Annotated in this window: 18 protein-coding genes and 1 pseudogene; 13 read left to right on the top strand and 6 right to left on the bottom strand. The window is 62.7% G+C overall.

Going from position 1 to position 17,400, the window contains the following annotated elements:
- The first annotated feature begins 15 nt into the window (after window positions 1-15).
- The 3 genes from EOC83_RS17540 to EOC83_RS17530 are packed head-to-tail and all read left to right on the top strand — an operon-like array spanning window position 16 to window position 2,894.
- On the top strand, window positions 16-1,797 hold the full coding sequence (locus EOC83_RS17540; protein WP_013530900.1) for a trehalose-6-phosphate synthase: 1,782 nt from the start codon (window positions 16-18) through the stop codon (window positions 1,795-1,797).
- Window positions 1,798-1,850: 53 nt separating this feature from the next.
- On the top strand, window positions 1,851-2,576 hold the full coding sequence (otsB, locus tag EOC83_RS17535) for a trehalose-phosphatase (protein ID WP_032898633.1): 726 nt from the start codon (window positions 1,851-1,853) through the stop codon (window positions 2,574-2,576).
- Between the two features lie 60 nt (window positions 2,577-2,636).
- Window positions 2,637-2,894 (top strand): hypothetical protein, encoded by a 258-nt coding sequence (locus EOC83_RS17530; protein WP_063168507.1) that lies wholly within the window; start codon window positions 2,637-2,639, stop codon window positions 2,892-2,894.
- Window positions 2,895-2,924: 30 nt separating this feature from the next.
- Here the strand turns inward: EOC83_RS17530 and EOC83_RS17525 are convergent, their stop codons facing one another.
- Complete coding sequence (locus EOC83_RS17525) at window positions 2,925-3,647, bottom strand: SDR family oxidoreductase (RefSeq protein WP_013530903.1); 723 nt, start codon at window positions 3,645-3,647, stop codon at window positions 2,925-2,927.
- Complete coding sequence (locus EOC83_RS17520; protein WP_063168506.1) at window positions 3,647-4,489, bottom strand: SDR family oxidoreductase; 843 nt, start codon at window positions 4,487-4,489, stop codon at window positions 3,647-3,649. Before EOC83_RS17520 ends, EOC83_RS17525 begins: the two co-directional genes overlap by 1 nt.
- A 103-nt stretch (window positions 4,490-4,592) precedes the next feature.
- On the opposite strand from EOC83_RS17520, the gene EOC83_RS17515 reads away from it, so the two are divergent.
- Complete coding sequence (locus tag EOC83_RS17515; RefSeq protein ID WP_063168505.1) at window positions 4,593-5,480, top strand: helix-turn-helix transcriptional regulator; 888 nt, start codon at window positions 4,593-4,595, stop codon at window positions 5,478-5,480.
- A 200-nt stretch (window positions 5,481-5,680) separates the two neighbouring features.
- Here EOC83_RS17515 and EOC83_RS17510 read toward each other — a convergent pair whose 3' ends face one another.
- Window positions 5,681-6,316 (bottom strand): TetR family transcriptional regulator C-terminal domain-containing protein, encoded by a 636-nt coding sequence (locus tag EOC83_RS17510; protein ID WP_013530906.1) that lies wholly within the window; start codon window positions 6,314-6,316, stop codon window positions 5,681-5,683.
- A 226-nt stretch (window positions 6,317-6,542) separates the two neighbouring features.
- Between EOC83_RS17510 and EOC83_RS17505 the strand changes: the two genes are divergently transcribed.
- Window positions 6,543-7,871 (top strand): aspartate aminotransferase family protein, encoded by a 1,329-nt coding sequence (locus EOC83_RS17505; protein WP_013530907.1) that lies wholly within the window; start codon window positions 6,543-6,545, stop codon window positions 7,869-7,871.
- A 75-nt stretch (window positions 7,872-7,946) separates the two neighbouring features.
- On the opposite strand, the gene EOC83_RS17500 is transcribed toward EOC83_RS17505, so the two are convergent.
- On the bottom strand, window positions 7,947-8,585 hold the full coding sequence (locus EOC83_RS17500) for a TetR/AcrR family transcriptional regulator (protein ID WP_013530908.1): 639 nt from the start codon (window positions 8,583-8,585) through the stop codon (window positions 7,947-7,949).
- A gap of 121 nt (window positions 8,586-8,706) precedes the next feature.
- Between EOC83_RS17500 and EOC83_RS17495 the strand changes: the two genes are divergently transcribed.
- From EOC83_RS17495 to EOC83_RS17485, 3 genes are all read left to right on the top strand, one after another.
- Window positions 8,707-9,957, top strand: coding sequence for a Zn-dependent hydrolase (locus tag EOC83_RS17495; protein WP_063168504.1), 1,251 nt, complete (start codon window positions 8,707-8,709; stop codon window positions 9,955-9,957).
- Between the two features lie 63 nt (window positions 9,958-10,020).
- Entirely contained in the window at window positions 10,021-11,472 is a 1,452-nt protein-coding gene (hydA, locus tag EOC83_RS17490; protein ID WP_063168503.1) for a dihydropyrimidinase, read from the top strand.
- Window positions 11,473-11,515: 43 nt separating this feature from the next.
- Window positions 11,516-11,851: a hypothetical protein gene (locus tag EOC83_RS17485; protein WP_244514313.1), complete on the top strand. Its 336-nt coding sequence runs from the start codon at window positions 11,516-11,518 to the stop codon at window positions 11,849-11,851.
- A 62-nt stretch (window positions 11,852-11,913) separates the two neighbouring features.
- On the opposite strand, the gene EOC83_RS17480 is transcribed toward EOC83_RS17485, so the two are convergent.
- Entirely contained in the window at window positions 11,914-12,324 is a 411-nt protein-coding gene (locus EOC83_RS17480) for a cupin domain-containing protein (RefSeq protein ID WP_013530912.1), read from the bottom strand.
- 142 nt (window positions 12,325-12,466) lie between these two features.
- Between EOC83_RS17480 and EOC83_RS17475 the strand changes: the two genes are divergently transcribed.
- The 5 genes and pseudogenes from EOC83_RS17475 to EOC83_RS17455 all read left to right on the top strand — a co-directional run bounded on the left by EOC83_RS17475 (window position 12,467) and on the right by EOC83_RS17455 (window position 16,823).
- A complete protein-coding gene (locus tag EOC83_RS17475) occupies window positions 12,467-13,258 on the top strand; it encodes an ABC transporter ATP-binding protein (RefSeq protein WP_013530913.1) in 792 nt (263 codons plus the stop codon).
- 112 nt (window positions 13,259-13,370) lie between these two features.
- Window positions 13,371-13,781, top strand: a pseudogene (locus tag EOC83_RS17470) (DUF559 domain-containing protein); the annotation flags it as partial.
- Entirely contained in the window at window positions 13,782-14,660 is an 879-nt protein-coding gene (locus tag EOC83_RS17465; protein ID WP_063168502.1) for an ABC transporter permease, read from the top strand.
- Window positions 14,657-15,811, top strand: a complete 1,155-nt coding sequence (locus EOC83_RS17460; protein ID WP_063168501.1) for an ABC transporter permease — start codon at window positions 14,657-14,659, stop codon at window positions 15,809-15,811. The genes EOC83_RS17465 and EOC83_RS17460 overlap by 4 nt, the downstream gene beginning before the upstream one ends.
- Window positions 15,812-15,851: 40 nt before the next feature.
- Window positions 15,852-16,823, top strand: coding sequence for an ABC transporter substrate-binding protein (locus EOC83_RS17455; RefSeq protein WP_013530916.1), 972 nt, complete (start codon window positions 15,852-15,854; stop codon window positions 16,821-16,823).
- Between the two features lie 50 nt (window positions 16,824-16,873).
- Here EOC83_RS17455 and EOC83_RS17450 read toward each other — a convergent pair whose 3' ends face one another.
- Window positions 16,874-17,332: an Lrp/AsnC family transcriptional regulator gene (locus EOC83_RS17450; protein WP_024501498.1), complete on the bottom strand. Its 459-nt coding sequence runs from the start codon at window positions 17,330-17,332 to the stop codon at window positions 16,874-16,876.
- Window positions 17,333-17,400 lie beyond the last annotated feature (68 nt).

The following is a 17,400-nucleotide window of genomic DNA, read 5'->3' as shown; positions in this document are numbered from 1 at the left end:
GTGAGTTGACGTTCAATGACAAACTACGGTGCGGACCTGCTCTGGGTTCTGATTTTCGCGAGCCTCGGTTTTTCCGCTCTTGCCGTATTCCTCTCCATATCGCGGCACCGTCGCCGTCATCCTCCTGCCGTCCCACATACGGCAGGCGAAGATGTGGCGGCGGAGGCCGCGCGCAAGGTGATACGGGAGTTCGAAAAGAACGGCCAATCGGCCGATGCCGCGCTGGTGACCTGGTCGCCAGAAACATTGCGCAAGATCCTGGCCGACGATCTGCCCGATGCGCAGGTTATCGTGGTGTCCAATCGCGAGCCGTACATCCACAATGTGAAGGACGACGGCGTCGAGTTGCTCGTCCCGGCCAGCGGGCTGGTGTCGGCGCTCGAGCCCATTACCCGCGCCTGTGCGGGCACCTGGATCGCCTATGGCGGCGGAACGGCGGACCGCCTTACCGTCGACGACCACGATCGCGTGCAGGTGCCGCCTGGCAACCCGTCCTACACGCTGCGCCGGGTCTGGCTGACGGAGGAAGAGCATCAGGGCTATTATCTCGGTTTCGCCAATGAGGGCCTTTGGCCGCTTTGCCATATCGCCTTCACCCGGCCGATTTTTCGTGCCTCCGACTGGGCTGCCTATGAAGCCGTCAACCGGAAGTTTGCCGATACGGTGGTTGCCGAGGCGCGCAACGAGCGGCCGATCGTGCTGGTCCAGGATTACCATTTCGCGCTGCTGCCGCGCATGATCCGCGAGCGCTTGCCGGAGGCGATCGTCATCACTTTCTGGCACATCCCGTGGCCAAATTCGGAAGTGTACAGCATCTGCCCATGGCGTGAACGCATCCTCGAAGGCCTGCTCGGCAGCTCGATCATCGGCTTCCACACTCAGTTCCATGCCAACAATTTCACCGAAAGCGTCGATCGCTTCCTGGAAAGCCGCATCGAGCGGGCCGATGCGGCCATCTCCTACGGCGGACGGACCACATTGGTGCACGCCTATCCGATCTCGATAGAATGGCCGGCGGACCTGCTGGCGAAACTTCCCGCTGTCGACGATTGCCGCGCTCGCATGCGCGAGAGGTTCGGCCTTAAAGCGGATGTGAAGCTGGCCGTCGGGGTCGAGCGCCTCGATTATACCAAGGGCATTCTCGATCGGTTTCACGCTTTGAACGAATTGTTCAAGCGACAGCCTGAGTGGATCGGAAAACTGGTCTTCCTGCAGATCGCGGCACCCAGCCGCGGCACGCTGCCTGCCTACAAGCTGCTCCATGACGAGTGCCACCGTTATGCCGAAGAGCTCAACCGGCGTTATGGCAGCGAGGGCTACAGGCCGGTGATCATGGTGGCCGAACATCACTCGCAAGAACAGGTCTACGAGATCTATCGGGCCGCCGACATATGCATGGTCACCAGCCTGCATGACGGCATGAACCTCGTCGCAAAGGAATTCGTCGCCGCGCGCGACGACGAGCAGGGCGTTTTGATGCTCAGCACATTCGCCGGCGCCTCGCGTGAATTGCTGGAGGCGCTTATCGTCAACCCTTACGATGCCGCCATGATGAGCGGAGCGCTGTTGCAGGCACTGACCATGTCGCCCGAAGAACAGCGCGAGCGCATGCGCCCCATGCGCGAGACAATCCGCAACAACAATGTCTATCGCTGGGCCGGCAGCATGCTTCTGGATGCGGCACGTTTGCGCAAGCGCGGGGACCTCGATCGGGTGACCGGTGCCGTCAGCGACCCGCCGCCCAGCGTCGACAATGTCGTCTCCATTTTTGAGCGCAGACGGGTGGCGATGTCATGAGCGATGCGCTGCAAAATATTGTTGGCGAGACCCTGCACAAGCCGCAGGCCGTCATGGAGAAACCGCACACTGTGCTGACCGGCGAATGGGCGTTGTTCCTCGACATCGACGGCACCCTGCTGGAACATGCCGAACACCCGGACGCCGTCTCGGTCAGCGACGAGCTCCGCTCCTTGCTGCAAGGCCTGGATCGCAAGCTGAACGGGGCATTGGCCTTCATAACAGGCCGTTCCGTCGCGGCTGTCGATCATCTGTTTCAGCCTTTGAAGCTGCGCGCCGCCGGGCTCTATGGCCTGGAACATCGGCTCCTACCGAACGACGACGTCGAAGTCGCGGATGAGCCGGCGGATATTTCTGCGCTTGCCGACGAGATCGAGGCCGAGCTCGGTCGTGGCGCCTATATCGAGCGCAAAGGACGGGTGCTGGCCATCCACACGCGCGCCGCCCCGCATCTGCTTCCGCGCGCGACGCAGCTTGTCGAGCAGGCGCTGGCCACGCTGCCAAAGGGCTACCGGGTGGTTCCCGGCAATGCCGGTGTTGAACTGCTGCCGCTCGAGGCCGCCAAGGGCGCCGCGATCCGGCGTTTCATGGAAATTGCGCCATTCACGGGCCGTCGCCCGGTCTTCCTGGGCGACGACACGTCGGATGAAAACGGTTTTGAGGCCGTCAATGATGCCGGCGGCATATCGATACGCGTCAAACCACCAGCGCACACCGCAGCGCGGTACGGGCTTGCCGACGTTGTCGAGACGCTGGCCTGGCTGAGAGGTCAACTTTAGATCCAGCCGACGCAACCGCGATCGCGCCTCCTGGAAAGGGCAAGGAAAGGAACGGTTTCGATGGGACGCTTCGCACAATTGGTCCGAGAGATCACCCCGAACTGGCTGCACTCTCGCTCCTCCCGCCATGACATTGCCGACGTTTCACCGTCCGACGCGGATTTCAGCTGGCAAGAGGCGATCGATAACAAGATGTATGGGGCTGATACGCCTGATTATTCCTATGTTCCGGAAAAGACCGCTTCAGATGCGGTGAGACCGGGCGGTGACAGCCCCGGCGAAAAGAGCGTGCGGGGTGATCCAAAGAGAGCCAATTGAGGGTGAAAGCCTGTCGGCGCCCGAGGAACGCTAGGCCGCAAATCGCAGTCCGCCGTCGCAGGTCAGCACCTGACCGGTCATGAAGCCGTTGGAGACGAGGAAGGCTATTGCCGCGGCGACGTCTTCGGCGCGACCGATGCGGCCGACCGGGGTCCTGCCGGCATAGTCGGCAAACAGCGCCTGCCTCTGCTCCTCGGCCAGAAAGTCCCACCAGGGCGTGTCGATGACGCCTGGCGCCACGACATTGACGCGCAGCGGTTTCAACTCCATCGCCAGGATCGGCACCACGGTCAACAGCATGCCGTTGATGGCGGCGATACCGGCGACGCCGGGCGTTGCGAGCTGCGCCGACACCGCCGAGATGAAGGTGACCGATCCGGCCTTGTTGAGTGTCGGCAAGGCGGCCTGCAGGCAGGACAGCTGCGGGCGGACCTTTTCCTCCACGCCACTGCCGATGTCACTCAGGTCAAGCGCCGGGAACGGGCCGAGGCCCTTGCCGCCGCTGGCCGCCAGCACCAAGTGATCAAAGGGGCCGAGGCGCTCGAAGAATTGACGGACCTCATCCGGCTTCGACGCGTCGAAAGCGGCCTTCTCGGCAGCACCGCCAAGGCTCTTCCAAGCGCTCTTCAGCTTGTCCTCGTTGCGGCCGGTGATGGTTACCTTCATGTCCGGGCCAAGCAGTTTGCGCGCCGTCGCCAGCCCGATGCCGGACGAGCCACCGATGATGACGGTGTGTTGGATTGCCTTGGTCATCAATGCTGTTCCTTCGATGTGGGGGAGGCCGGGCCGATGAGGTCGAGGCTCAAGCTTCTCAGCTGTTGCCTTGCCTTGGCGTCGTAGGCCTGAGCATCGGCGCGGGATTCCCGCAGGCCGTCGAAATAGAGGCCGCTTTTCCCGTTGAGCGTGGGTGAGGTGGCGAGATTGAGGATGGCGTCGGCACCGGTCTCGACCGAACTCCACGGCGTCACCCCGGCCTGCCGGACCATGGTTGTGTTCATGTAGCTCGCCGGATGCAATGCGTTGACGGTGACGCCGGTGCCTTTCAACTGTTCGGCCAAATCGACGGTGAACAGAATCTGCGCCAGCTTGCTCTGGCAATAAGTGCGCACCCCGTCATAGGAGCGGGTCAGCATGACATCGCTGAAGTCGATCGCCTGCTGCCCCGCAGAGGCGACATTGACGATGCGCGCCGGCGCACTGGCCTTCAGCAATGGCAGGAGCTCCGATGTCAGCAGGAAACCGGCGAGATAGTTGACCGCGAAGCGCAGTTCATAGCCGTCGGCACTCACCTGCCTTTTGGCACCTTGGCCCGCTGTGCCGATGCCGGCATTGTTGATGAGGATGTCCAGCCGGTTCGTCCGGGCGCGCACCGCCTCGGCGAGGTGGCGCACCTCGGCCAGCGAAGAGAGGTCGGCGACCAGAAGCTCGGCCTTGCCGCCGGCGGCTTCGATCTCGGTGACAACAGCCTTGCCGCGCGTTGCATCGCGGCCGTGCACCAGCACACGGGCGCCCGCGGCGCCGAGCCGTTGCGCGACAACGCGGCCGACGCCGTCTGTCGAGCCGGTGATGAGGATCGTCTTGTCTTTGAGTTCCATGTTCAGAGCCTCCGTTCTGTTGCTCTGAACGGAAGATGGGGCAGTTGGCGCTGGCCAAACAGTTCAAACTTTATCCTGGTATCAATACTGCTATAATACGCGCATGGAGTCCCAACCTCACGCGGCCCCCACACGTTCGGCTGAAGACAGCCGCCGGCGCGAACTCGGCGCCTTCCTGCGCTCGCGCCGCGAAAGGCTGACGCCCTCGGCCGCAGGCATCGCCATCGGTCTCAGGCGACGTACGCCGGGCTTGCGCCGCGAGGAGGTGGCGATGATCGCCGGTGTCGGCACGACTTGGTACACATGGCTGGAGCAGGGGCGGGAGGTCAGGCCCTCGGTCGAGGTGCTGACGGCGCTCGCCGAAGCACTGCGCCTCGACGCCGCCGAAAAACAGCATCTGTTCATCCTTGCCGACCGCCAGCAGCCGGAGCGCCGTGCCGTAGCGCCGGAAAAGGTCGATGGCCCGTTGCTGCACATGCTGCAGAGCCTGGTGCTGCAGCCGGCCTATGTCGTCGGGCGGCGCTGGGACGTGCTGGCCTGGAACCCGGCGGCGGTGGCGGTGTTCGGCGATTATGGCCTGCTGGAGGGTGACGCCCGCAACATCGTCCACATGGTGTTCACGAGCCCGCATCACCGGCACCTGCTGGTCGACTGGGAGCAACTGGCGCGCACCGTGCTGGCCTCGTTCCGGGCCACGAGCGCCCGCTATGTCGGCGATCCGGATTTCGAGCGGCTGATCGAGTTGATGACCCGTTCGAGCCCCGAATTTCGTGCCTGGTGGCCGCAGCGCGACGTCGCGCATCGGTTGTCGGGGGTGAAACATGTCCGGCACCCGAGCGCGGGCGCCATGACCTTCGAGCATATGAGCCTGTCGATCGGCGACGGCTCGGACATGAAGCTGATCGTCTACACGCCGTTAGCCGAGCAGAATTCGATCGCCAAGCTGCAGGCATTGCTGGACGCGCTGCCGGCCGAGCGGCGCAGCGCCTGAGGTTGGCTGGCGTCCCCCTCGGCTTCGTCATCCACGGGCGAAGCGGACGCGGAGACCCGAGGATCCATGCCGGGACGTTTGCCGAAGAGTACTACGGAGCAGAATTTGGACCTTTGCGGCGCGTTGAAGTCGCGGCATGGATTGTAGGGTCTGCGCCGCGTCGCTTCGCTCCTTGCTTCGCCCTAGAATGACGAAACCATTTAGCCCTTCGGCTTCAGCCCATCGAGGAACAACTGCTCGAGAAATCTTGCCGCATCCTCGAAGCGGCCGTCGCCGCCACGGTTCGGTCCGAGCACGGCGCGGACCTGGACGTCGAAATCGGCATAATGCTGCGTCGTCGCCCAGATCGAGAAGATCAGGTGCCACGGGTCGGTCTTGGCGATCTTGCCGGCGCGCATCCAGCCCTTGATGACGGCGGCCTTCTCGTCGACCAGCGTTTTCAGTTCGCCCGCCAGCAGCGGCATGATGCGCGGCGCGCCTTGCAGGATCTCGTTGGCGAACAGCCGGCTCTCGCGCGGAAAATCGCGCGCCATCTCCAGCTTGCGCCTGATGTAGCTGCGCAGTTCGGTTAGGGGATCGCCAATGTCGTCGAGTTCGCGCAGTGGCGCCAGCCAGGTGTCGAGCAGGCGCTGCATCAGCGTTTCGTGGATGTCTTCCTTGCGCCGGAAATAATAGAGCAGGTTCGGTTTCGACATGCCGGCAGCTTCGGCGATCTGGTCGATGGTCGAGCCGCGAAAGCCGTTGGTGGAGAAGACCTCAAGCGCCGCCTCCAGGATGAGTTCGCGCTTTTCCTGCTGGATGCGGGTGCGGCGAGGGGCATCCGTGCCGATGGTCACCGTTGCAAGCCCTCGTGTTGAGGCTCATCTGGACCAATTCTCTGGACCAGTTTTTCCCTAGCCTGTGGAACGCACTTCAGGTGCCGCATTTCCGCTAGTAATCCTTGACCGCCTACAGGGCGGTGCTAACGTTTGTCCAATCGGTCAAAAATTTGCGTAGCATGAAAACGCGGCAAAGACCAAGCGTTGGGCGCAGCGAAACAGTTTACAAGGGGAAGTCCTGGTCATGTCCAACCGGCTGAAAGTCACGCCGAACGATCTCAGTGCATTCTGGATGCCGTTCACGGCAAACCGGCAGTTCAAGCAGGCGCCGCGCATGATGGTGTCCGCCAAGGACATGCATTACACAACCAGCGACGGCCGCAAGGTGCTCGACGGCACCGCCGGCCTGTGGTGCGTCAATGCCGGCCACTGCCGTCCGAAGATCACCGAGGCGATCCAGCACCAGGCTGCCGAACTCGATTATGCGCCGGCCTTCCAGATGGGCCATCCGATCGTGTTCGAACTGGCCAACCGCCTGGTCGACCTGGCGCCCAAGGGCATGGACCATGTCTTCTTCACCAATTCCGGCTCGGAATCGGTCGAGACCGCGCTCAAAATGGCGATCGCCTATCACCGTGTGAAGGGCGAGGGCTCGCGCACCCGGTTGATCGGCCGCGAGCGCGGCTATCACGGCGTCAATTTCGGCGGCATCTCGGTCGGCGGCATCGTCACCAACCGCAAGATGTTCGGCACGCTGCTCGGCGGCGTCGACCATATGCCGCACACGCATCTGCCGGAAAAGAACGCCTTCACCAAGGGTGTGCCGGAGTATGGCGCGGAACTCGCCAACGAGCTGGAGCGTATCGTCGCCCTGCACGACGCTTCGACCATCGCCGCCGTCATCGTCGAGCCGGTCGCCGGCTCCACCGGCGTCATCCTGCCGCCGAAGGGTTATCTGGAGAAGCTGCGCGAGATCTGCACCAAGCACGGCATCCTGTTGATCTTCGATGAGGTCATCACCGGTTTCGGCCGTCTCGGCACACCGTTCGCCGCCGACTATTTCGGTGTCACGCCCGACATCATGACCACCGCCAAGGGCGTCTCCAACGGCGTCATCCCGATGGGCGCGGTGTTTGTGAAGAAGGAGATCCACGACGCCTTCATGACCGGCCCCGAGCACATGATCGAGTTCTTCCACGGCTACACCTATTCGGGCAACCCCATCGCCTGCGCGGCCGCACTCGGCACGCTTGACACCTACAAGGAAGAGGGCTTGCTGACCCGTGGCGAGGAGCTGGCGCCGTACTGGGAAGACGCGCTGCATTCGCTGAAAGGCGAGCCGAACGTCATCGATATCAGGAACATCGGCCTGATCGGTGCGATCGAGCTGGCGCCGATCGCCGGCCAGCCGACCAAACGGGCCTTCTCGGCCTTCGTCAAGGCGTTCGAGCGCGGCGCGCTGATCCGCACCACCGGCGACATCATCGCGCTCTCGCCGCCGCTGATCATCACCAAGGGCCAGATCAACGAATTGATCGACCATGTTCGAGATGTGCTGAGGTCAATCGATTGACGGACTGACGCGGTCGGTTGAGGTCGGCGCGGCAGCGCGCCGACCTGACCTTTTGCTTGCAACGAACCATTACAGTCAGGCGGGCAACGCACCGATCCCGGTCAGGATCACCCGCTTGATATTTTCCTTGGCTTCCCGCCATTGCCGGTCGGACAGAGGTTTTCCGCCATTGAGTGTCTCGATCTGATGGCCGAAATCGGCGTAGTGCTGGGTCGTAGCCCAAAGCATATAGAGCAGATGACGCGGATCCACCGGGTCCATCTTGGCTTCCTCGATCCAGCGCCTGATGATCTCGACGCGGCCGTCGGTCCATTCGCGCAGCGTCGATTCCATATAGTCCTGAAGCACCGGCGCCCCGTGCATCACTTCGGAGGCCCAGACCTTCGAGCCGTCGGGATGGCGGCGTGATATTTCCATCTTGGCGTCGATATAGGCACTGATGCCGTCTATGGGCCCGCGCGCCGCGTCGAAGCAATTGGCCGCCTGTAGCCAGATTTCAAAGATGTTTTGAACGACCGACCGGTAAAGCTCTTCCTTGGTGGCGAAATAGTAGTGGAGATTTGCCTTCGGCAGTCCGGCCAGATCCGCAATCAACTGCATCGTGGCGCCGCCAAACCCTGCCTCCGCAAACACCTTCTCTGCAGCGACGAGAATGGTTTTTTCATTCTCTCGGCGGATCTCCTGTCGCCGCATGGGGCGGGTGGGTTCTGCCATGTCTACCCCAAGATTCTAGTTGACCGCTTGGTCAGGTTGTGTAGTTTAAAAGCTGACCATACGGTCAAGCTGTAAATCACTCAAGGGGCGACAAGACCCCTGGTGTAGATGGGAACTCGAGATGGCCGCACCCGGCGAGAATCTGCGAATCAATTCAAACCGTTTGTGGGATTCCATCATGGAGATGGCGAAGATTGGCCCCGGCATTGCCGGCGGCAACAATCGCCAGACCGTGACCGACGAAGACGGCGAAGGGCGGCATCTGTTCAAGCGCTGGTGCGATGCGGCCGGGCTCGAAATGGGCGTCGATGAAATGGGCACGATGTTTGCCCGCCGCGAAGGCACCGATCCCAGCCTGCCGCCGGTCTATGTCGGCAGCCATCTCGATACGCAGCCGACCGGCGGCAAGTATGACGGCGTGCTCGGCGTACTGGGCGGGCTTGAAGTGGTGCGCTCGCTCAACGATCTCGGCATCAAGACCAAACATCCAATCGTCGTCACCAACTGGACGAACGAGGAGGGCTCGCGCTTCGCGCCGGCTATGATGGCGTCCGGCGTGTTCGCCGGCGTGCTCGACCAGGCCGATGTGTACGGGCATGTCGACAAGCAGGGCAAGAAATTCGGCGAGGAACTGGAGCGCATCGGCTGGAAAGGCCCCGAGAAGGTCGGCGACCGCAAGATCCATGCCTTCTTCGAACTGCATATCGAACAGGGTCCGATCCTCGAGGACGAAGATATCGACATCGGTGTCGTCACCCATGGCCAGGGCCTTAAATGGCTGCAGGTGACGCTGACCGGCAAGGAAGCCCATACCGGCTCGACGCCGATGCCCAAGCGCCGCAATGCCGGGCTCGGCATGGCGCGGGTGATCGAACTGGTGCACGAGATCGCCATGGACTACCAGCCCGATGCCGTCGGCGCGGTCGGCCACATGGAGGTCTATCCCAATTCGCGCAACATCATCGCCGGGCGCACCGTCTTCACCGTCGATATCCGCTCGCCGGAAAAGGAAGTGCTGGACGCGATGGATGGCCGCATCCGCGAAGGCATCGACACGATCTGCGATGCACTCGACATCCGCTGCGAGATCGAACAGGTCGGCGCTTTCGATCCGGTGACTTTCGATGCCGGCTGCGTCAAGGCGATCCGCGATGCCGCCGACCGCCTTGGCTATTCCCATCGCAACATCGTTTCCGGTGCCGGCCACGACGCCTGCTGGATCAACCGCGTCGCGCCCACCGCCATGGTGATGTGCCCTTGCGTCGATGGCCTCAGCCACAACGAGGCCGAAGAGATCACCAAGGAATGGGCTTCGGCGGGTGCCGATGTCTTGTTCCACGCGGTGGTGGAGACGGCTGTCATCGTGGAGTGAGCTTAGAATCCACCTTCCAAACGACGCTCGTAAAGAAGCGCGAAGAGAACAAGGGAACAGTCAATGACCAAAGTCATCCGAAACGGCACCATCGTCACCGCCGACCGCACCTGGAAGGCCGATGTGCTGATGCAGCACGGCAAGATCGTCGCCATCGGTTCGGGCCTGCATGGCGACCATGAGTTCGACGCCACCGGCTGCTACATCATGCCGGGCGGCATCGACCCGCACACCCATCTCGAAATGCCGTTCATGGGCACCTATTCGGCCGATGATTTCGAATCCGGCACGCGCGCGGCGCTCTCCGGCGGCACGACGATGGTGGTCGATTTCTGCCTGCCGGCGCCGCAGCAGTCGCTGCTCGAAGCCTTGCAGATGTGGGACAACAAGACCTCGAAGGCGTCGTGCGACTACTCCTTCCACATGGCGATCACCTGGTGGGGCAAGCAGGTGTTCGACGAGATGGCCACGGTCGTCGACAAGGGCATCACCTCGTTCAAGCATTTCATGGCCTACAAGGGCGCGCTGATGGTCGACGACGACGAGATGTATGCGTCGTTCCAGCGCTGCGCCGATCTCGGCGCGCTGCCGCTCGTTCATGCCGAGAATGGCGACGTGGTGGCGGCACTGTCGCAGAAGCTGCTGGCTGCCGGCAACAACGGCCCCGAGGGCCACGCCTATTCGCGGCCGCCCGAAGTGGAAGGCGAGGCGACCAACCGCGCCATCATGATCGCCGACATGGCCGGCGTGCCGCTCTATGTCGTGCATGTCTCCTGCGAGCAGAGCCACGAGGCGATCCGCCGGGCGCGCCAGAAGGGCATGCGGGTGTTCGGCGAGCCGCTGATCCAGCACCTGACGCTGGACGAGAGCGAGTATTTCGACAAGGACTGGGACCATGCGGCACGCCGCGTGATGAGTCCGCCCTTCCGCAACAAATCGCACCAGGACTCGCTGTGGGCCGGCCTGCAGGCGGGTTCGCTGCAGGTGGTGGCGACCGATCATTGCGCTTTCACCACCAAACAGAAGCGCAACGGCGTCGGCGATTTCACCAAGATCCCGAACGGCACCGGCGGGCTTGAAGACCGCATGCCGGTGCTGTGGACCACAGGCGTCAACACCGGCCGGCTGACGATGAACGAGTTCGTCGCGGTGACCTCGACCAACATCGCCAAGATCCTCAACATGTATCCGAAGAAGGGCGCCATCGTAGAGGGTGCCGACGCCGACATCGTCGTCTGGGATCCCAAGCGCAAGAAGACAATTTCGTCCAAGAAGCAGCAATCGGTGATCGACTACAATGTCTTCGAGGGTTTCGAGGTGACCGGCCTGCCGCGGTTCGTGTTCTCGCGGGGCGAACTGTCGATCCAGGAGTCCGAGGTCAAGACCAAGCCCGGCCATGGTGAATTCGTCGGCCGCGAGCCGAATGCGGCCGTCAACCGGGCGCTGTCGACGTGGAAGGAAATCTCCGCGCCGCGCAAGGTGGAACGCACCGGCATCCCGGCGACCGGGGTTTGAGGTGCGGCGCGGGGGACTTCTTTTCGCGGCAGTTTTGGTTCTGGTGGCCAGCCAAGTGTCGGCGGCCGGCATCGACCTAGCCAAACCTTATGGCAACAAGTCCGGCTGCATCAACAAGAACGGCCAGGAAGTCTACGCCGAGGACATGCTGCTTCTAACCAACACCGACTTCATCACGGCGACGAGCGCTTGCACCTTCACCGGCAAGAGGGTCCAGGCCGACGGCTCGCTTGTGGTGAAGGCGGAGTGCGAGGCCGAAGGCGAAGAGGGCAAGTCGCCCGCCACCTTCATCATCAAGCACAGCACCAAGAACGCCAAGAAACTGGTGATCGCGGATGCGGACGGCACCGTCTATGGGGAAGTGTCTCGGTGCCGATGATTGCCGAAGCTGGCGGGCGCAAACCTCTAGCAATTGGCCGACGGGCGCCTAGCCCGGCGAAGTCAGCTTCCGGCGACCAGCGCATCCAGTTCCGGCAGCAGGACGACGCTCTCCTGTTCGTTGGGATCGGTGCGCGCAATGACGGCAGAGGACGGGGCGCCGCTCAGGTTGGCCGGCAGATGCGGCACGCCGGCGGGGATGTAGAAGAGATCACCGGCCTTGACGACGATATGATGCTCGAGCCGGTCGCCATACCAGGTGTGAACTTCGCCGGAGAGCACATAGATCGCCGTCTCGTGGCTCTCGTGCATATGCGCCTTGGCGCGGGCGCCGGGCGGCATGGTGAGCATGTGCATGCAGATGCCGGAGGCACCGACGGTCTCGGCGGCAATGCCGGCGAAATAGGTCAGCCCCTGCTTGCCTTCATAAGTGCTTTCAGGGCGGATAAGATGACAAGTGGGTTTAGGCGACATCGGGGAAACTCCGGGCGTCGATCGCGTGGGACAAGGTCAGAGGGACAGGGCCAAATGGGACAGGGCAAGTGGAAAACAACATCGCGATAAAAGCAATCGGATTCCAGCCGCCGCGGGAACGGAAACAGGCAGGCGGCAACCGATGACGGGGAATTCGCCAGCCGTCGTCGCGGCAAGCAAACTCGGGCTGACTTTCCAGACCAATGACGGGCCGGTGCAGGCGCTGTCCAATGTCGATCTCACCATCGGCAAGGGCGAGTTCGTCTCCTTCATCGGGCCTTCGGGCTGCGGCAAGACCACGCTGCTGCGCGTCATCGCCGATCTGGAGAAGCCGACCTCGGGGGCGATTTCCGTCAATGGCATGACAGCAGAGCAGGCGCGCGAGAAACGCGCCTATGGCTATGTCTTTCAGGCGGCGGCGCTGTTTCCGTGGCGGACCATCGAGCGCAATGTGGGGCTGCCGCTGGAGATCATGGGCCTATCCAGGGCGGAGCAAGGCGAGCGGATCAAGCGCACGCTCGGCCTCGTCAACCTCTCTGGATTCGAGAAGAAATATCCCTGGCAGCTCTCGGGCGGCATGCAGCAGCGCGCCTCGATTGCCCGTGCGCTGGCCTTCGACGCCGACCTGCTGCTGATGGACGAGCCGTTCGGCGCGCTGGACGAGATCGTGCGCGACCATCTCAACGAGCAGCTGCTGGAATTGTGGGGACGCACCAACAAGACCATCTGCTTCGTCACCCACTCCATTCCGGAGGCCGTCTATCTGTCGACGCGCATCGTCGTCATGTCGCCGCGCCCGGGCCGTGTCAGCGACATCATCGAATCGACGCTGCCGAGAGAGCGGCCGCTCGACATCCGCGAGACGCCGGAGTTTCTGGCGATCGCAGCGCGGGTGCGGGACGGGCTGCGCGCGGGGCACAGCTATGATGATTGAGGGGCAGGATGAGCTTCCTCCTCTCCCCAACGGGGAGAGGGTGGCCGGAGCGAAGCGGAGGTCGGGTGAGGGGGCGGCGCCGACGGATCCGACCAAGAGAAAGGTCGGGGCAACCGCTCGCGCCCGAAAGCTGCGGGTTGACGAGACCGAGGCTGAATACAGGCTTTGGGGGGAGCTGAGAGACCGTCATCTCAATGGCTACAAATTTGTGAGGCAAGTGCCGCTTGGACCGTTCATCGCGGATTTTGTTTGTCGCGAGGTAAGCCTGATTGTCGAACTTGATGGTAGTCAGCACGCAGATTCTCCAACCGACCCTTCCAGGACAGCTTGGCTGAACGGACAAGGTTATTCGGCTCTCCGGTTCTGGAATCATGAGGTTTTGGCCGAACGTCGAGCGGTCCTGGATACGATCTTGGCTTGCCTTGACGGAAAGATTTCCACCCCCTCACCCGACCTCCGCTTCGCTCCGGCCACCCTCTCCCCGTTGGGGAGAGGAGGGCGCCAGTCGGCTGAGGCCCGCTAGATGGACACCTTCCGCGACAAGCTCGTTCCCGTCACCTCCATCCTCGTTGGCGTGATCGCGCTCTGGTATGTCTTCGCCGTCATCCTCAACACGCCGTTCCAGCGCGATCTCGATCGTCGCGCGGGTGAAACATCCACGTTCAGCCAACTCATCGGCAAGACGCTGTCGCAGCCGAAGCCGACATTGCCGGCGCCGCACCAGGTGGCGGTGAATTTCTTCGAGAACACCTTCCTGCGGCCCATCACCTCCAACCGCAGCCTGGTCTACAATGCCTGGGTGACGCTTTCGTCGACGCTGCTCGGCTTCGCTTTCGGCACGGCGCTCGGCATCATCATCGCCGTCGGCATTGTCCATGTGGCGACGCTCGACCGCAGCCTGATGCCGTGGATCATCGCCTCGCAGACCATTCCCATCCTGGCTGTGGCGCCGATGATCATCGTCGTGCTGGGGGCGATCGGCATCAGCGGGCTCGTCCCGAAGGCGATGATTTCGACCTATCTGTCGTTCTTCCCGGTGACTGTCGGCATGGTGAAGGGGCTGCGCTCGCCCGAGATCATGCATCTCGACCTGATGCACACCTACAATGCCAGTCGCGCGCAGACCTTCTGGATGTTGCGCGTGCCTGCTTCGGTGCCGTTCCTGTTCACCTCGATGAAGGTGGCGGTGGCGGCAAGCCTGGTCGGCGCCATCGTCGGCGAACTGCCGACAGGCGCTGTCGCCGGCATCGGCGCCAAGCTGCTCGCCGGCGCCTATTATAGCCAGTCCATCGACATCTGGTCGGCGCTGGTCGCCGGTTCGGTGGTGGCAGCCCTTCTGGTCATGGTGGTCGGCATTGCCGGGCGCCTCGTCGACCGCGCTATGGGCGGGAGGCCGGCATGAACTGGCTGAAACCCTCCTGGCAGGCAGTGCTGGCGATCGTGCTGTGCCTGATCGCAGTGGCGCTCGGCCCGATCGCCGCGCCGAAAGTCGATGCACTGGCGCAGCCTGCAGGGACGTTGATATACCCCTATGTGGCGACGACCTGGCTGATTTTCGGCGTGCTGCTTGTCGCCGCTTTGATCTCGGTGACCAGAATACCGTCCATCGTCGAAGCCGTTGTGCTTTTCATCGGCGCGCATCTGGCCGCCTGGCTGCTGATTGGCGGCATCACCGGTTTCGAAGGCCTGGCGCGGACGCCGTACTTCCTGCTTCTCACCGCCGCATGGCTGCTTGGCTGGCGCTGCGTGGCGGTGCTGTCATCATTGCGTCCGTTCGCCAAATGGGCTCGCACCGCGCTGGGCCTGATCATCCCAGCCATCTTCGGCGCCTGGATCCTGATCATCTGGGAAGCGGTGACGCGTGGGGCCGGCATACCCTTCATCCTGCTGCCGCCGCCAAGTGCCATCGGCGCGCGCATCGCCGGTTCGCTGCCGGTGCTCGGCGCCGATGTCCGCCAGACCATCTTCAAGGCGGTCATCTTCGGCTATGTCGTGGGCAGCGGCGCCGGCTTCATCACCGCGGTGCTCGCAGACCGTGTGCCGTTCCTGCGACGCGGCCTGTTGCCGATCGGCAACATGGTCTCGGCGCTGCCGATCATCGGCGTCGCGCCGATCATGGTGATGTGGTTCGGCTTCGACTGGCAGTCCAAGGCGGCGGTGGTCATCATCATGACCTTCTTCCCGATGCTGGTGAACACGGTCGCCGGTCTGGCCGCCTCCGGCCATATGGAGCGCGACCTGATGCGCACCTACGCGTCGGGCTACTGGCCGACGCTCTTGAAGCTTCGGCTGCCGGCAGCCGCTCCCTTCATCTTCAACGCGCTGAAGATCAACTCGACGCTGGCGCTGATCGGCGCCATCGTTGCCGAGTTCTTCGGCACGCCTGTCGTCGGCATGGGCTTCCGCATCTCGACCGAGGTCGGGCGGATGAACATCGACATGGTCTGGGCCGAAATCGCAGTTGCAGCACTTGCGGGTTCGGTCTTTTATGGCGTGGTCGCTCTTGTCGAAAGAGCCGTCACGTTTTGGCATCCCTCTGTCCGTGGTGGATAGGGGCGGTGGGTTTAGGGCACTAACTTCAGAGGGTAACAAAATGAAAAGACTGATTATTCCCGTTCTGGCTGGCGCGATGTCGCTTGCCGCTTTCCAGGCAATGGCCGCCGACAAGGTGACGTTGCAGCTGAAATGGGTCACGCAGGCCCAGTTTGCCGGCTACTATGTCGCCAAGGCCAAGGGTTTCTATGAGGCCGAGGGTCTCGACGTCGACATCAAGCCGGGCGGTCCCGATATCGCGCCCGAGCAGGTGATCGCCGGCGGTGGTGCCGACGTTATCGTCGACTGGATGGGCGGTGCGCTGGCTGCCCGCGAAAAGGGCGTGCCGCTGGTCAACATCGCCCAGCCGTTCAAGAAGGCCGGCATGGAGCTGGTCTGCCCGAAGGACGGCCCGATCAAGACCGAAGCCGACTTCAAAGGTCACACGCTCGGCGTCTGGTTCTTCGGCAACGAGTATCCGTTCTACGCCTGGATGAACAAGCTCGGCCTGAAGACCGAGGGCGGCCCGGACGGCGTCACGGTGCTCAAGCAGAGTTTTGACGTGCAGCCGCTGATCCAGAAGCAGGCGGACTGCATCTCGGTCATGACCTACAACGAATACTGGCAACTGATCGACGCCGGCTACAAGCCGGAACAGCTGACCGTGTTCAACTACTCGGCCATGGGCAACGACCTGCTCGAGGACGGGCTCTATGCGTCCGAAGACAAGCTCAAGGATCCGGCCTTCGAAGACAAGATGGTGCGTTTCGTGCGCGCCTCGATGAAGGGCTGGAAATATGCCATCGACAACAATGACGAAGCCGCAGGCATCGTCATGGACGGCGGCGGCCAGGACGAGAACCACCAGAAGCGCATGATGAGCGAAGTCGCCAAGCTGATCGACAATGCCGACGGCAAGCTTGACCCGGCGACCTACGAGCGCACCGCCAAGGCGCTGCTCGACCAGAAGATCATCACCAAGGAGCCGACCGGCGCCTACACCACCGCCATCACCGACAAAGCGGTCAAGTAAGCCTAGCCGGCAACACATCTATCCAGAAAGCGGCGCCTCCGGCAGAAATGTCAGAGGCGCCGTTCCTTTATGGTGTTCATGACGAAGCTGGTCTCGATCGAGGCGACGCATTTCAGCCGCGCGATCTTTTCCTTGATGAAGCGCTCGTATTGTTCGAGGCTTCCCGTCACCACTTTCAGCACATAGTCGCGCGAACCGGTGACGAGGTGGCATTCCAGCACCTCTTCCCAGCCGCGGATCGCGTCCTCGAACATCACGATCTCGTCTTCGTTCTGGCGGCTGAGCCGGATGGTGGCGATGGCGACCATGCTCCAGCCGAAGGCTGAGGGATCGACCAGCGTGGTGTAGCCTCTGATGACCCCGGTCTCCTCCAGCCGCCGCACCCGCCTCAGGCAGGGCGACGGCGACAGGCCGATGCGCTCGGCAAGCTCGTTGTTGGTGATGCGGGCGTCGGCCCGCAGCTCACGCAGGATTTTCAGGTCGAAATCGTCGGCTATCTTCTGCTGCACTTTCGGTCTCTCCAGGCAATTTGTTGCGGGGATGCAGCCATGTGAGCCCAAAAATAGCAAGGACTGGC

It is taken from the genome of Mesorhizobium sp. Primo-A, assembly GCF_003997175.1.
GTDB lineage: Bacteria > Pseudomonadota > Alphaproteobacteria > Rhizobiales > Rhizobiaceae > Mesorhizobium > Mesorhizobium ciceri.
Note: the sequence above shows the minus strand (reverse complement) of the source record. Positions and strands in the feature narration are given on the sequence as shown.

Bases quoted from the DNA above. Each gene is read 5' to 3' on its own strand.
- EOC83_RS17540 (WP_013530900.1), top strand. From the start codon at position 16: ATGACAAACTACGGTGCGGACCTGCTCTGGGTTCTGATTTTCGCGAGC.
- otsB (WP_032898633.1), top strand. From the start codon at position 1,851: ATGGAGAAACCGCACACTGTGCTGACCGGCGAATGGGCGTTGTTCCTC.
- EOC83_RS17530 (WP_063168507.1), top strand. From the start codon at position 2,637: ATGGGACGCTTCGCACAATTGGTCCGAGAGATCACCCCGAACTGGCTG.
- EOC83_RS17525 (WP_013530903.1), bottom strand. From the start codon at position 3,647: ATGACCAAGGCAATCCAACACACCGTCATCATCGGTGGCTCGTCCGGC.
- EOC83_RS17520 (WP_063168506.1), bottom strand. From the start codon at position 4,489: ATGGAACTCAAAGACAAGACGATCCTCATCACCGGCTCGACAGACGGC.
- EOC83_RS17515 (WP_063168505.1), top strand. From the start codon at position 4,593: ATGGAGTCCCAACCTCACGCGGCCCCCACACGTTCGGCTGAAGACAGC.
- EOC83_RS17505 (WP_013530907.1), top strand. From the start codon at position 6,543: ATGTCCAACCGGCTGAAAGTCACGCCGAACGATCTCAGTGCATTCTGG.
- EOC83_RS17500 (WP_013530908.1), bottom strand. From the start codon at position 8,585: ATGGCAGAACCCACCCGCCCCATGCGGCGACAGGAGATCCGCCGAGAG.
- EOC83_RS17495 (WP_063168504.1), top strand. From the start codon at position 8,707: ATGGCCGCACCCGGCGAGAATCTGCGAATCAATTCAAACCGTTTGTGG.
- hydA (WP_063168503.1), top strand. From the start codon at position 10,021: ATGACCAAAGTCATCCGAAACGGCACCATCGTCACCGCCGACCGCACC.
- EOC83_RS17480 (WP_013530912.1), bottom strand. From the start codon at position 12,324: ATGTCGCCTAAACCCACTTGTCATCTTATCCGCCCTGAAAGCACTTAT.
- EOC83_RS17475 (WP_013530913.1), top strand. From the start codon at position 12,467: ATGACGGGGAATTCGCCAGCCGTCGTCGCGGCAAGCAAACTCGGGCTG.
- EOC83_RS17465 (WP_063168502.1), top strand. From the start codon at position 13,782: ATGGACACCTTCCGCGACAAGCTCGTTCCCGTCACCTCCATCCTCGTT.
- EOC83_RS17460 (WP_063168501.1), top strand. From the start codon at position 14,657: ATGAACTGGCTGAAACCCTCCTGGCAGGCAGTGCTGGCGATCGTGCTG.
- EOC83_RS17455 (WP_013530916.1), top strand. From the start codon at position 15,852: ATGAAAAGACTGATTATTCCCGTTCTGGCTGGCGCGATGTCGCTTGCC.